The sequence below is a fragment of the Enterococcus sp. DIV1420a genome, from assembly GCF_051712165.1.
Taxonomy (GTDB): domain Bacteria; phylum Bacillota; class Bacilli; order Lactobacillales; family Enterococcaceae; genus Enterococcus; species Enterococcus faecalis.
On record NZ_JBIOOI010000002.1, the window covers coordinates 1436060 to 1450013 of the forward strand.

Sequence of the window (13954 nt, forward strand, 5' to 3'; positions counted from 1 at the left end):
CACCCTTACCAAGAAATTGTTGTTACATTGCTTTCTAGCGCTGTTTGCCAGTCTTTTGTCGCCAAGTCAATCATCGTTAAAGATAATCCTTGCATGTCAATAGACGTCATATAGTTACCCACTTTATGGAAGGTCACTTGAACACCTTTATCTTCTAATAATGTTAGCACGTCGTTCATAAATACAAATTGTTCCATTAATGGCGTGCCGCCCATACCATTGACAAGTACTCCCACAGTTTGTGGTTGTTGCTCATAGCTACTTAATGTTTTTTCAACTAATTCTTTCGCTAACTCTTTCGATGGTTGGATTTTTTCACGACGATAGCCTGGTTCTCCGTGAATCCCTACGCCAAATTCAATTTCATCTTCTGGTAAAGTAAAACCTGGTTTGCCAACTTCAGGCACAGTGGCTGCTTTTAAAGCCACTCCAATTGTTTTCGTGGCTGCTACAATCTTTTCTCCTAAAGAAACGAGCTCTTCTAAAGAAGCACCTTGGCGGGCATGATGTCCTAAAATTTTATGGACAAGAACAGTCCCGGCAACGCCGCGTTTTCCAGCGGTATAGGTGCTATCTTCGACAGCAATATCGTCATCGACAACGACCATTTCTACATGAATGTCTTCCATATCAGCCATATCTTTGGCCATTTCAAAGTTCAAAATATCGCCTGTATAATTTTTTACGATTAACAGAACACCGGCCCCTTGGTCTGCCGCTTGGATCCCTGTTAAAATTTGATCTGGTGTTGGTGAAGTAAAGACATCACCTAAAACTGCGGCATTTAACATTCCATCACCAACAAACCCAGCATGTGCAGGCTCATGACCACTTCCACCACCAGATACTAACCCAACTTGTTTGTTTGAGTCGTTGCGAGCAATCACGCGAGAATCTTCGACTTGATGAACAAGGTCTCCATAGCTTTTCACAATTCCTTGGAGCATTTCTTCGACAATTTTACCAGGTTCATTAATAATTTTTTTCATTTAGTTCCACCCTTTCTTACCAGCATTTTGAGCTTCTGCTAAAATTTGCGTCAAATCATCTGAGACACCTGCAGTAATTGCTGCCGCAAAGGCACCTTCAACCAATGGTGCATCGACTAAATGATAATGTTTCTGTTGGTCTTCTTCTAGCATATCAAAAGCTAATTCTGAACTTAAAACGGCACTGCCTAAATCGGCAAAAATTAAAAATTCTCGGTCAGAGTCCGCTTCGTTAATCGTGTCAATGATTTTCATTGGATCTGAACCTAATGAACCATCTGATGTACCACCAAGTGAATGAATTGTAATTTCTTCACTGGCGTTCATCTGTTCAATCATCTCTTTAATACCATCTGTAATCATTTTGCTATGTGAAACGAGTAAAATATCTGCTTTCATGTGGACACTTCCTTAATCTAATTTATGTCTTGTTTTATATTCTTGTCCGACTTTATCTGCAACAATGATTGCATTCGCTACTTCTTCAACGACAATTGGGAATGGCATTGAATGAATTGATTCTTCTGGAATGCAAGCAATTTTGGCTACTTCCAATGCTTCTTCATAAGTGATTTCATCGACACCAATGTCTGAAAGCGTTAATGGTAAACCTACAGAAGCGCTAAAGTCTAAAACAGCTTCTAATTCGTCTTTTGCTGCATCTTCTAATACAAGTTGTGCAATCGTTGCAAAAGCTACTTTTTCACCATGTAAATAACTGTGCGCACCAGGTAAGACTGTCATACCGTTATGAATCGCATGCGCTGCAGCTAAACCGCCACTTTCAAAACCTAAGCCTGAAAGTAAGATATTTGTTTCGATAATCTTATTCAATGATTCAGTAACCACATTTGCATCACAAGCTAATTTCGCTTTTAACCCATCTTCCTGGAGGTTTTCCCAGCAAAGTTTTGCCATGGCCAAAGCTGCATATGTGCCGCTAGCAGCAGGCGTTAAGCCTTCTCTTGAACCCATTGGCAAACTAGCATTAACCCGAGAATATGAATTGTGTGTTGCGCGTGCTTCAAAATATGTGGATAAGGCATCCCCCATTCCAGCAACTAAAAATCTAGTTGGCGCTTTGGCAACCACTTTTGTATCAACCATAACGACGCTTGGACTTTGTTTAAAGTAAGCATAATCATCAAATGAGCCATCTTCATGATATAGTACAGCTGAATGCGAAGTTGGTGCATCTTGAGCCGCAATCGTTGGTACAATAATTAAGTTTTCACCTTCTGCTACGACTTTTGAAGCATCGATTGCTTTACCGCCACCTAAACCAATGATACAGTCTGCTTGTTCTTTTTGTCCAACGTTTTGCAAGCGCTTTGTTTCTTCACGCGTTACTTCTCCACTAAAGCCACCCTCTACGAAGGTAATGTCAAACTTTTTCGCTGTTTCTTCCAATTGTGGACGTACACGATCAACGTCAGCAGGATTTGCAATTAGTAACGCTTTTTTTCCAAAAGTTGAAACGAAGTAACCTAAGTTTAGTAATTCATCTTCCCCTTGAACATATTTCGTTGGTAAAATCAATGCTTTTCTCATGTTGATAGCCTCCTATATTTTGTTTACATACATAGTATAAAACGCTTTCATCAAAAAAGCATCGCAGATTGTCAATAGAAATGCTAAACTTTTTTATTACAAATATGTTACAGAGTTTTTCTTGTTAAATGACAAGATCTTAGGGATTTTTACACTTTTTAAACATGACAAAATAGAGGGTGCCTGTTTGATAATTTTTTTCACCCCCAATTTATGAAACTATTCAATTATGTAACTCAAGCATCAGAATAATAAACTTGTTCTGGTGTTTGATAATTCAAAACTTTTCGTGGTCGAGTATTAAGCATATACACATATTCTTGAATTTGTTCTTGTGTATACGTACCAATATCTACACCTTTAGGAACATACTCACGTAATAAACCATTCGTGTTTTCGTTTGTTCCTCGTTGCCAGGAAGCGTAAGGATCAGCAAAATAAACTTCTGTCTGCAAGTTTTGTTCGATCTCAGAAAAATTGCTAAATTCTTTACCGTTATCTGCCGTAAGCGTATGAACGACTTCATCAGATAGTACACGTGAAATTTCGTTTGCCACACGAGCAGCGGTTCTATCAGGAATTAATCTTGCAAATAAAAAGCGACTTTTTCGATCAACTATGGTAAGCAAGCAACTCTTGGTTCCTTTACAACCCACAACGGTATCTAATTCAAAGTCTCCAATACGTTTTCTATCCCGCGCTTCTTTAGGGCGATCACGAATGTTTTTCCCGCCCCTCATTCTATTAACATCGGTCCGGCGCTTATACTTTTCCCCTTTTCTGCGTAACACTATCACATTTCCGTTGACTAAATCACCTTTTCTAAGCCAACGATAAATAGTTTTATGACAAACGAAGGAATCCTCGGGAGTTCGATAAGTTCCAACAATTTGTTCAGGTGACCAACCCTTTAATAAATCAGCTTCAATTTTTTGTTTCAACGTTAGTGAATATTTCGAACGATTTTTCTTTTGTGTTTTTCTCGTATCGGCTTTGATTTGTGCTAACGAAGGGTTATATACACCTTGTTCATTCGCGTTTCTTTTTATCTCACGAGAAACTGAAGAAACAGAGCGTCCCAAAAGCTCTGCAATCGCTGAATAACTTTTACCTTCCCTTAAAAAAGACGCTATACACGCCCGTTCATCTATGTTAAACTGTTTATAGTTCAAAAAGAGAACTCCTTTCTGTGGTTTAGTTTGGTTTATGGTGATTCAAACTATACACAAAGGAGTTCTTTTTTTCTAGTCTTTTTTATCATTTAATTCTTAAAATAACTTGTTTCAACTTAAAATAAAACATTTATTGTGCATAATTATTATCTATTGTTTCTTAAACAAAATTAATCCAAGTCTAACAGACAAATCACGACATCTTTCAGATAAAAAACACCATCACACAACAAAAATCCTAAAATCAGCCATGCTATTGATCTTGTTTCTATACAAAATTTCATCAAAAAGTACGTAGTTACAAGAGTTATTCCGCTAATAAAAAATCGCTTGACCCTTCTTTTATTTTTCATCTTTATTTACCCCTTGCTTATTTTTAATGAGATCTTCAATAAACAATTTGCACAAAATATAAAAACATAGTGACACTCTAAGAAGAAAGACAACAAACGAAATACCACGATGTATTTTAAAATAATCACTAAAAAAATAATTAATAGCAATATCTACTAGTATCCAAAATATCAATAAGAATATCCATTTCTTTTTTGACTTTGTTTTCACCACAACTCAATCCAATTCTTCCTAGTTTTTTTTATTTATTAAGTCTGATCATTTAGCTAAAACCGTTTCGGAATATAAAGTAACTAACACAAATTACTATAGTAACGTGACAATCATCCAATGCTTACTCTTGTTTCTACTTTCAAAAAAATTAATAGTTATAAAAAGAGAGTAGCTTAAGGCAGGTATATACAACTTCAAACATCAGGAATTTCTTTTTCTTCCAATAAAACAGTAATATTATTATCTACATTTGTACAAGCAAGACTCATTGTTACTGATTTTTTTAATAACACTAAAATTTGTTTTCTTCATCAATTTTGATGAATATACTGCCACCAAAACATGATAACTAAAATAATTAAACTAACCAAAATCAGTACAATATATTCTAGAAATGTAGTTTTTTTACCAGTGTGTTTTTCTCGTTCTTTAGGGTAAATGTAAAACCATTCTCTAAAATATAACCCTAGCCCTAAAATAGCTAAGATAACAATAACTAGAAGCCAAAAATATAATTCCATTAAATCACCTATCCTGTTCGAAAAATATTCAATATTCTATATAGCCTGTAGTTCCACATCTATCAATCGCATCAATTCTTCTAGCAATATAGCTCCCTGGATCAAGTACGTTTCTTATAGTTGTAGATACTAATTGTGTTATAAAATTAATACCTACAAATTGTTTTATTCCCCAAACTGTTAATTTACCAACTATTCTTCTGTTAATAAGATCTATAGCTCTTTTAGTACCAAACTTCCTTATAACCGCTCTAACAGCACCACTACCTATGCCTCCACAAATTAAACTAACTAATAGATTAATACCAGCAGCAACAACTTTAGTAGATATTCTTATCCTATATCTAGCTCTAGCAGCTAAAGCATCTTCTCCATCAATTTTATCAAAAACACTAGAATGGTTACTATCTATTTCTTCAATAATTTGTTCAGTAGCACCTTCTACATTATTATAAACATCAGATTTTGGATCAAATAAATCTAACAATCCCTGTTTATATGCTTCTGCATCTTCTTCTGTAGGCAAATCTGCTAATGCCACTTCTACATCAACAGCTTCTAAAAAATTGGTTAGTTCTTCCTGATTTAAATCTTGAATATTATCATAATCACCTTCTTCGATAGTTTCCTCAAGTTTATTTAAACGTTCATTATCTACTTCAGGAATAACAATATCATCAGAAATATCAGATAATTCTAATGTATTTTCTGCTGCTAATACTTGACTACCATCTAAATTATCGATTAAAAGATTTAAAGGAAACCCTGTGAGAGCAATTGATACTATCGATAGACCAGCAATAAATTTCACTAACATTTTCTTTTTCATATATGACCTCCTAAGTTTGATTAAAATAACTAAAAAATATCTTCGCGGCGAACGCTCTTCTTTTCGTTTAGTCGACTAGTAAAAAAACAAAAGAAAATCATTTATAATGCTCGCTAAGATATTTTTATTATACATAATTAGAGTTCTCTCATTAATCTTATTAAAGATTAATAACTATTCTTATTTAATTTTTAGCCAAACAACTATAGGAGTTGTGAAAAACTTATTTTACATGAAACAAAGAGGAAAAATGCAAGCCTGACAAACTAATCAACAATTTAACTAATATTCTTTCTTTAACGTGTAATAAGCCATCTTAGTCACTTGATTCTCTTTCACTGTTACGCTTAAAAGAATGGTCACATTGACTTTATTTTGGATACATTCTAACAAAATGGCGTATTCATCTTTAGATTCTTCTACTGGCTGATAAATATGTTTGACAACCCCTTTCGAATGTAAGGCATTGCCACTATTTTTATCATCCACATAAATCCCATTTTCTTCCGCCGCTTGTTTACTCATTAAAGGCAACAATTGCTTATTTCGGTCTTGTAAGCCCCGATAGTTCGCATAGGCTTTACCGAATTTGTTTAGAAGTTCTAAGGGGACATCAACCTCTTTTGCCTCTTCCTGGTGTGAATCAGACGTTGTGGCATTTTCTTTTAATGTGATGGAAGATTGATTTGTTGTTTCTTGTTGTTCCTCTTTTTGATCAAACGATAAAGAAGTACCCCCTTTAGCCTCTTGTTCAACTTCATAACCTGCTTTCGTGGCTTGTTCTTCTTGCGGTGCTTGACAAGCTGTTAATAGAAACATGCCCAAACACCCTAAGGCTAAACCACCTATTTGTTTACTTATTTTCATTTTGCACCTCACTTACATTATCCCCATGTATTTTTTTGTTCCTTTTATTATAGCCAACCTACGAAGAATGAAATTCTACTTATTTATCAGTTATTACCGGAGAAAAAGGAGTTTTAATTTCTTCTAGAGATTCAACTAGATTAGGTAAGGTGATTGTGAATGGACACCCGCCGTATCTGGTTTTGACGTGTAGGATTGTTGTAACTGGACAAAATCGGTCAATCACCACTCGATTAGCCTTTAACGAAGCACCTCGAAAAATAACCAGGGATTGATTCATTGTCAGACCTTCTAACGTTAACACTTCTTGATAGGGGCCAAAATGAATACTTTTAATATCGACTAAGCGTTCTTGACTGAAAGACGCATTGTTTACCCGCCCGTAAAGGATCACTCGTTGAATGTTTTTTTTGAAGAAGTAATTAATTCCTCGTGATAACCCGTAGAATGAAACAATCATTCCTCCTAACCACCAAAACAATGTAGGTATTACCAGTCCATCTCCTTTGCCCATTTGGTCAAACGCCGCAATAGAAATACTAGAAGCCGCTGTTAAAATCAATAAGATTATTATTTTTCTGAAGACCATACCTATAGCCATCCAATTTCCTAATTCCTTTAAATAAACTAAAATCAGTTTAGCGACTAAATCAAACACTGTATACACCATAAATAGCTGGCACAAGGCAAGAAATAGCTCATAATTCAAACCTAGTTGAACATGGAAATACAGACACCCTTTCACCAGAAGGAAGAAAAAAAGAAGACCTCCTACATAACGAAGGAACACGCCTAAATGGTAGAGTTGACACCACCAAAATGGCTTAGTGTAACTATTTTCTACTAAAGGACACCACCCTTTTTCATAGAGCTCATTTGAGAAATTGTCTATCGTTTCTCTGAATTCTTGTCTCACTTCTGATTTAAACAAAGTCAAAGGTAGAACCATTAACATCAATTCGAACAATCCTAACCCCGTACTTGCCATACTTTGACTGATATCTGACCAGTTAGTCTCATAACCTATCAGACGTCCGACAACTAAAAATAGGAACAGCCACAAAGTGGCTAATCCTATATAACTCATCGCTTTTATCCCTTTTCGCATACACCTATCTCCTGTCATTTATTTTTTTCGAACAATACTAGACACTTCGTTGAATTCACGCCCCCATTGCCGACTATATAAGGCACAAATCCGACCTTTTTCTGCGTTTTGTTCATAACTAGTAAACTGACCATCTTTGCCTATGCTGGCAATCACGCCCGTATGGCCGAAACTTCCAGGCGATAGCGCTTGGTGAGGGGCATAATTGATAATATCTCCCGGGCGAAGGTCTTTAAATGTTGGGTGAAAAATGACTTGCCAACCATATGAATGCCAATCATAGTCTTCCCCAATTTGCCACGCGTTCATATGACCTGAACCCATCAATTTGGGGCCACCTAATTGATCCACATAATAAGCCGTTAAGCCATAACACTCTTGATTGTAAATAGGTTGTCCGAGTTTCTTTTCTAAAGCGACAATCGTTCCCCCACCTTGGTGCGTATTTTTTAACCCTTGACCTTTAACTAAGCGATTATACCAGCCTTGCGCATTCGCAATTCTTTTTTGTTGTTCCGCTTGATTACCTCCCGTGCCTGCTCGTTCCCACTTTAGTAATAGGTCAATGGTAATGGCGGATAAGTCTTTCCTCTTACTAAAACTTTTCAATAGTTCACTATCGGAACCGTCAAAGTCCCAGGCATACTCTAATTGAATAGTTACGTCTTGCCAATCTTTTTTCTGCTTATGGGCATAGTTAAGGAGATTCACTCGACGTCCCCCGTCATATTGAAACAAACCAAATGCGTACCCATCAACAGCGGGATCTTTAGCCCACGCTTCCTTATAAGAAAGGCTACTTTGAATCGCCTCTGGTCGTAAGCCGCTTTCTGCTTCCACATTTCCTAGCCAGGCACTAACGAATTCTTCTGTGCCCCCGTGGGCTAGCACAAAGGAAAACACTTGTTGTGCGACTCGTTCTTGTTCTGTCGCCGGTTCAAAAGCCATAAAACTTGTCTCTTTCTTCGCGCCAGAAAATAATAAAAGTGGTGAAAACAGACCCAATAAAACAAAAAAGAGACAACCGAGTTTTTTCATTTTATTCACCACTCTTCGTTTGATTAGTTACTGTTTTAGGATTTACAATCACTCTTGGTTGCGGAGACGAACTAGCCAGCGTTTCCACTTGTGGCACACTATATAGTTTTTGCGATTGATTAGTTACTATTTTTGTTGCCTGACGTGCCGCTGTTTGGTGAATTTCTGCCGATAAAAGTGGTTCGGTCGAATTCATGGCTACCTTGGACACTGACGATGGCGGATTAGTTCTATCCGTTTCACCTTTTCCTTCATAGCTTCCCATTGCTTGTTGGGTCACTCTTTCACGCATTACTTGTTGCGACAACATCACGTGACCATGCGTACCAGTGGCTTTCTGACGTTGGATCACACGTTTTAATTGTGCTTGTCGTTCAGGCGTTACCTCAAAAGGTACCGGTGCAAGACCACTAGACGGAATTTTTAAGCGGTGCGGGAGACGAGATTGGCTTACTGTTTCCGGTGGTAAGAACACTGGCATTGCGTTACGTACCCCAGGTGCCTTGGGTGCTACACTATCCGTCGTAGGAATAGGAGCTTGTCCCCCGGCTTGATTGCTTTTAGGTGGAATACCATTCGTATTTTGAGGTGGGGTGGCATTTCCACTTGACTGATTGCCAGCAGTTGCTCGTTGCGCTCCTTTTGCTTTCGTATCGGTAGCCGCTTGACTCAGCCCTTGTTTGGCTTTTACTGCTAACTGTGCGGCTTGTAACCCAGCTTTCATCTGTGGTGGAAGCAATGGAACTTTAGTAGCCGCAGACAATGTTTTGTTCGCCAATGATAACCCTTTTCGTTTAAGTTCTTGCGGCGCTTGAGCCATCTCTTTCGCTGTTTGTTGCACCGCTTGTTTTCCTTGTTTAGGCACATTGGCCACATAGCCCAAGCCCATTTTTTCAAAGAATGCCGTACGTTTTTTCCATAAAACAAACAAAGCTACAGCCTTCAATACCCCGTTCGCCAAATAAAGAGGTAACGACGTCGGCGCCACCAAACCATCAATTAAATTAAAGAGTAAGAATAAGGCCACAAAACCAATCGAAAGAAAAGCTTTACCAAACAACATCGCTACCAAATTCCCAAAGGTTTTATTCAATATCCGTTGATTTTTAGTTGGTAACAAGGCCATCATTAAATTAAAAGGTAAAAACAAAAGTAAAAAGAGGGCGACAATTTGGAAAATAAACCGGGTAAAGACCATGGTCAATAACGGAATCCCAATCGCCAAATTCCCAAAAACACTGGTGATACTCACCATTATTTTAAATGGCCCGTGTGAAATATCTAAATAACTGCGGGTATTTTTTAAATCCCCTTCTTCCTTTTCGAATTGTTTTTTAGCTTCGTCTAATTTCTCCTCTAATTCTTCGCTAGAACCGTCCACAAATTCTCGAGGATCAATGCCTAATTTTTCTAACTTCCCGACATCAGTGGTTCCATAATTCATTAATAAGTACGGTTCAACAACCGCTTTTTGAAAATAAAGCGTACTTGCCGCCTTCGTTGGATTCGCGTTAAGTTCTGTTAGTGAAACGGTTCCTGTGTCACGCCCAGATACAAACGTACCGGTTGCCTGCAGTAAAAAGCTTTCCACACTATCCGCTACATTTTCAATCGTTCGAACATAGTAACGCCCATCTTGACCACTTTGATTTTGTAGACCACCAAACCAACCAATCGCAATCACCAACACGAGTAGAAAGCGCCAGGCTAATCGTTTGGCTTCCTCCCGTCTATTCGTTAAAAATTTAAAGCCAATTGTTCCGACCAACACTAACACCAAGAAATAACCTAATGAATTCGGTTTAGAGAAATCAAACGCCGTTTGGTAAATCTTTTGAGAAAATAAAAAGAAGTCATCTAGGTAATCTAAAAAGACATTCTTTTGATACATCAAGGTCATTAACCCGTTAATGGCTTCAAAAAGTAAGGTGTTTAAACCAAACCCAATTAGACAAGTCATAGTGAACCAGTTTTGTGCCAGATCCCCTAGTAACTTAGCCAAAAAGCCATCGGTTTCAAAGAAAACCGGTAATAAGCGAGATAAATCTTTTTCTTCAATCATTCCTAGTTTCCCTCCTTTACCTGGTGCCTAGGGATAGTTCTTCCGCTTTAGAAAAGGCTGTTTTATCCACTGTTTTTAGACAAGCCGCTATTTCTTCAAATTGACAATGTACATTTAATTTGGCGACATCACCGACTAAATCACGGAACCAACACTGACCTTTAATCATATGTTGCATTTCCTTTAGATTCGTTTCATTTACTTCCAGACCTAATAACCGTAAAATATTTTCACGGTCAGTCTCTTCATCAAAACAAAACAGTAAGCCAAAGTTTCCTGTCCCATCTTCATTCAACACATCTTTAATGAATTGGGTATCTAAAATCATTTGATTTTTATAACTCCGACCCACACGTCCCATTTCTTCAATCAAAGCCGCCCCTTTTTGCGAGTTGGATAACGTCCAAGCTTCAGTGAAATAAATTGACGTATTTTTATGACGATCACGAGAACCAAATTTCACACAAAAACGGGATAAAGCAATCATCAAAGCCAATGACCGACGGTCTTCTTTCGTATAAGCCTGGGTATCTTTATCCGGTAATTTCAAATCTTTAATTTCTAAAACCGAGACACGTTTTGAAAAATCTAACCCTGGGTTTTCACCATACGAAAAAGCCAACCGCATATTGGTTGCTAAAATTTGGTGGTGTAAGTACGCCCCATATTCTTTCACTACTTCATCTGTCGCATGGGTTAATTCTTCAACGACATGTAAGGAACCAACGGTTTCTCCTGCTAATTTCCGCTGGTAGACGGTTTGAAACGCATCATGAATCGCATTGGACACTTTCGCTTCCTCTTGTCCAGTTAAATTAGGGAGTAATTCCTTTAACATGTCATCAATCGTTGTTAACATTTCTTCAGCGCGTGTTTGGAAAACAAACGGATCTAACACCCCGAAATTGGCGCTTGATTCTGCATCTAACGTCACATAATGGATTCGCCGTAAATAATCACAGAACCAAGGATACGTTTGTTGATAATAAGGATCCTTTAGCACGGCTTCAAACGCTTGTCGTTTTTCCGCCTTAGGATCCACAAACAAACACTGCACATCAAATAGGCTGGAATACAAGAAAATAATTCCAGCTAAAAAAGTTTTTCCTTTCCCACTTTTACCAGTAATGGCAATATGAGGCGTATCATACAATGCCCCAGCAATTCCTTCCGCAATCGCTAGTGGATTTAAAAACACATACCGTGACGAATATTCCACCAATTCTTGTACGGTTTGCCCTTTCAAGCTTTCGCCAACGGTATCAATACGGCCAATATAAAAACCGGAACGCATACCAATGTACTCCGCCGTGGCAAACGCATATTCACCTAATGCTTCTGCGTTACTAGACGAAATCCAACTTTTTTCAGTTAACGGTACCCCAGGCAATAGTTGGTAAAACAACCGCATTTGGTCTTTAGTCGCAAGGGAAACCCCCACTTTTCCTTGTAGGAGTTTTTGTAGGCCTTTTGCGCGTTCAAGGATCTGTTCAACGGTACGTCCATATACAACCAAGCAATCTAAATGTTTAAACAACGGTTCCTAATCATCCATTTCATCGCGTAAATATTTACTTAAAAACCGAAGAATCAAGTTCTTTTTCCCTACTTCTTCTTGATGGTAAGCCGCGTGAGATTCTTGTTCTTTTAATTTTCCTTCATTAAAATGCAACTTTAGCCCCACCATTTTGGGGTCGGACGTCTGTATTTTAGAAAGAAATTCCACTGGAAACCCTTGTTCTTCTGCGAAACGATGTAAATCTAAACCAGCCCCATGATCAGGTAAATCATAAATCGGTAAAATCTTGACATACGACGTGCCTGTTTCACTAGATAGTTTTAAAACCCCGGTGACTGTTTCCCCGTTTTCTTTTAGGAACTCGCTGCTATCTACTAACGCCTGACCGGCTTCTTGAACATCATAAAACAAGACTTCTTCTTGTACTTTATGAGGTTGATTACGAATAAAGGGAGAACGAGTATGATACAAGAGTTCTTCATGGGTCAGACGTTGTCCGCCATGTAATCTCATGGTTGTAAACAGATCTTCTTCGGCTTGTCGGACGTCATCAAAATAAGACTGCGTACTCTCAAGTTCAAAACCTAGTAATCCCATCACACCTACCGCTACCTGTTTTAAGGCGGCTTTAAACGCTGATTTCAAACTAGTCGTTTCACGATTGGATGAAATCTTTACCTCTACCAAATAGCCCCGCTCATAAATCAAGCCATTGTCTTTTTCCAATAGCGTAATACTATTGTCTAAGTAATGTTCTGCCAGCTTCTCTTCACCAGGCGCAAACATCGGTTTTAACTCTTTCGCTTTACTATGCATATCTAGATTCCTAGGTAGCCCACTGTACATAAAATCTTTATAAGGTGCAAGAGCTTTGGATAGCCGCGCCGTATCTTGATTCACTTCTTGTCGTTTTTGGGGATTATGACGCGAGACATTGGTGGGATAAACTTTATAAAAAGCCCACACCTCATTGGTGCGGGTCAATAACAGATTATCTTGGTGTTTTTTATAGGGTAATTCAATTTGCACATGAAGTCCTCCTTGTTTTTTTAGTGATCATTTATTTCATCACCTTTGTTATGTTGAGAATCATTGTCATCATAGAGAACAAAAGTGTTTTGAGCATGTTCAATACGGTTGGCGACAACTCTTCCTTGACAAATCTTCTTCTTAGGGCGATACCATCGGAAATAATACACCACAGAATCCCATAAGTAGTAATGAATTTTCTTGCCCTCTGGGCGCACCTTATTGATTAAAGTAACACCTCCGAAAGGCGCTAGACCATAAAAGATCCAATACGCTAAAGAAGACGTTTCGCTCAAATGTTCCACTATTCGATGAAAGAACAACCAGATAAAAAGAGCCACTACCGCAAAGGTAATGGCGTCCATCATAGCGACAGCAAATGGTAATCGAAAATAATTACCAATGTAACGTATTTTTATAGGTTCCGTAAATAATCGAGTGTAATGATACGGTTCACGTTCCATTCTACTTCCCTCCAAATACTTTGCCAACAAGTTGTGCCAACGCATCTAATGGTTTTCTTGGATCGCCTAAAACATACCAAGCAAGACCAATAATCAATAAAGAAATGGCAATTTTTCCAATCTTTCCTCCGACACCATGCTTAACAAGCATAAATATACCTGCAATAATTACTGCATTTTTCCCTTGCGTTAACACAAAATCAACTAATGTACTTAAACCCATGGTTTTTCACTTCCT

General features: G+C 38.0%; 13 protein-coding genes. All 13 read right to left on the reverse strand.

The window, feature by feature from the left end:
- Positions 1-5: 5 nt before the first annotated feature.
- Positions 6-989: a dihydroxyacetone kinase subunit DhaK gene (gene dhaK, locus IGI80_RS18205; RefSeq protein ID WP_016615772.1), complete on the reverse strand. Its 984-nt coding sequence runs from the start codon at positions 987-989 to the stop codon at positions 6-8.
- Positions 990-1388, reverse strand: a complete 399-nt coding sequence (gene dhaM / locus IGI80_RS18210) for a dihydroxyacetone kinase phosphoryl donor subunit DhaM (protein WP_002357762.1) — start codon at positions 1386-1388, stop codon at positions 990-992.
- A gap of 12 nt (positions 1389-1400) precedes the next feature.
- Entirely contained in the window at positions 1401-2540 is a 1140-nt protein-coding gene (locus IGI80_RS18215; protein ID WP_002363858.1) for a glycerol dehydrogenase, read from the reverse strand.
- 236 nt (positions 2541-2776) lie between these two features.
- Entirely contained in the window at positions 2777-3712 is a 936-nt protein-coding gene (locus tag IGI80_RS18220) for an IS30 family transposase (protein WP_438724093.1), read from the reverse strand.
- Between the two features lie 1116 nt (positions 3713-4828).
- Complete coding sequence (locus IGI80_RS18225; RefSeq protein ID WP_438724092.1) at positions 4829-5629, reverse strand: hypothetical protein; 801 nt, start codon at positions 5627-5629, stop codon at positions 4829-4831.
- A gap of 282 nt (positions 5630-5911) precedes the next feature.
- On the reverse strand, positions 5912-6496 hold the full coding sequence (locus tag IGI80_RS18230; RefSeq protein ID WP_438724091.1) for an EF0163 family protein: 585 nt from the start codon (positions 6494-6496) through the stop codon (positions 5912-5914).
- Between the two features lie 79 nt (positions 6497-6575).
- Positions 6576-7604: a hypothetical protein gene (locus IGI80_RS18235; RefSeq protein ID WP_438724090.1), complete on the reverse strand. Its 1029-nt coding sequence runs from the start codon at positions 7602-7604 to the stop codon at positions 6576-6578.
- Between the two features lie 18 nt (positions 7605-7622).
- Positions 7623-8642: a phage tail tip lysozyme gene (locus tag IGI80_RS18240; RefSeq protein ID WP_438724089.1), complete on the reverse strand. Its 1020-nt coding sequence runs from the start codon at positions 8640-8642 to the stop codon at positions 7623-7625.
- Between the two features lies 1 nt (position 8643).
- Positions 8644-10704, reverse strand: a complete 2061-nt coding sequence (locus IGI80_RS18245) for a CD3337/EF1877 family mobilome membrane protein (protein WP_438724088.1) — start codon at positions 10702-10704, stop codon at positions 8644-8646.
- A 16-nt stretch (positions 10705-10720) separates the two neighbouring features.
- Complete coding sequence (locus tag IGI80_RS18250; protein WP_438724087.1) at positions 10721-12241, reverse strand: ATP-binding protein; 1521 nt, start codon at positions 12239-12241, stop codon at positions 10721-10723.
- Between the two features lie 6 nt (positions 12242-12247).
- Positions 12248-13252: a hypothetical protein gene (locus IGI80_RS18255; RefSeq protein WP_438724086.1), complete on the reverse strand. Its 1005-nt coding sequence runs from the start codon at positions 13250-13252 to the stop codon at positions 12248-12250.
- A 20-nt stretch (positions 13253-13272) separates the two neighbouring features.
- Positions 13273-13716, reverse strand: coding sequence for a TcpE family conjugal transfer membrane protein (locus tag IGI80_RS18260; RefSeq protein WP_438724085.1), 444 nt, complete (start codon positions 13714-13716; stop codon positions 13273-13275).
- A gap of 1 nt (position 13717) precedes the next feature.
- Positions 13718-13939, reverse strand: a complete 222-nt coding sequence (locus IGI80_RS18265; protein ID WP_438724084.1) for a TcpD family membrane protein — start codon at positions 13937-13939, stop codon at positions 13718-13720.
- Positions 13940-13954: the final 15 nt, after the last annotated feature.

What these genes read in the sequence shown, in the direction of transcription:
- dhaK (WP_016615772.1), bottom strand. Translation starts at nt 989, where the DNA reads ATGAAAAAAATTATTAATGAACCTGGTAAAATTGTCGAAGAAATGCTC.
- dhaM (WP_002357762.1), bottom strand. Translation starts at nt 1,388, where the DNA reads ATGAAAGCAGATATTTTACTCGTTTCACATAGCAAAATGATTACAGAT.
- IGI80_RS18215 (WP_002363858.1), bottom strand. Translation starts at nt 2,540, where the DNA reads ATGAGAAAAGCATTGATTTTACCAACGAAATATGTTCAAGGGGAAGAT.
- IGI80_RS18225 (WP_438724092.1), bottom strand. Translation starts at nt 5,629, where the DNA reads ATGAAAAAGAAAATGTTAGTGAAATTTATTGCTGGTCTATCGATAGTA.
- IGI80_RS18230 (WP_438724091.1), bottom strand. Translation starts at nt 6,496, where the DNA reads ATGAAAATAAGTAAACAAATAGGTGGTTTAGCCTTAGGGTGTTTGGGC.
- IGI80_RS18235 (WP_438724090.1), bottom strand. Translation starts at nt 7,604, where the DNA reads ATGCGAAAAGGGATAAAAGCGATGAGTTATATAGGATTAGCCACTTTG.
- IGI80_RS18240 (WP_438724089.1), bottom strand. Translation starts at nt 8,642, where the DNA reads ATGAAAAAACTCGGTTGTCTCTTTTTTGTTTTATTGGGTCTGTTTTCA.
- IGI80_RS18245 (WP_438724088.1), bottom strand. Translation starts at nt 10,704, where the DNA reads ATGATTGAAGAAAAAGATTTATCTCGCTTATTACCGGTTTTCTTTGAA.
- IGI80_RS18260 (WP_438724085.1), bottom strand. Translation starts at nt 13,716, where the DNA reads ATGGAACGTGAACCGTATCATTACACTCGATTATTTACGGAACCTATA.
- IGI80_RS18265 (WP_438724084.1), bottom strand. Translation starts at nt 13,939, where the DNA reads ATGGGTTTAAGTACATTAGTTGATTTTGTGTTAACGCAAGGGAAAAAT.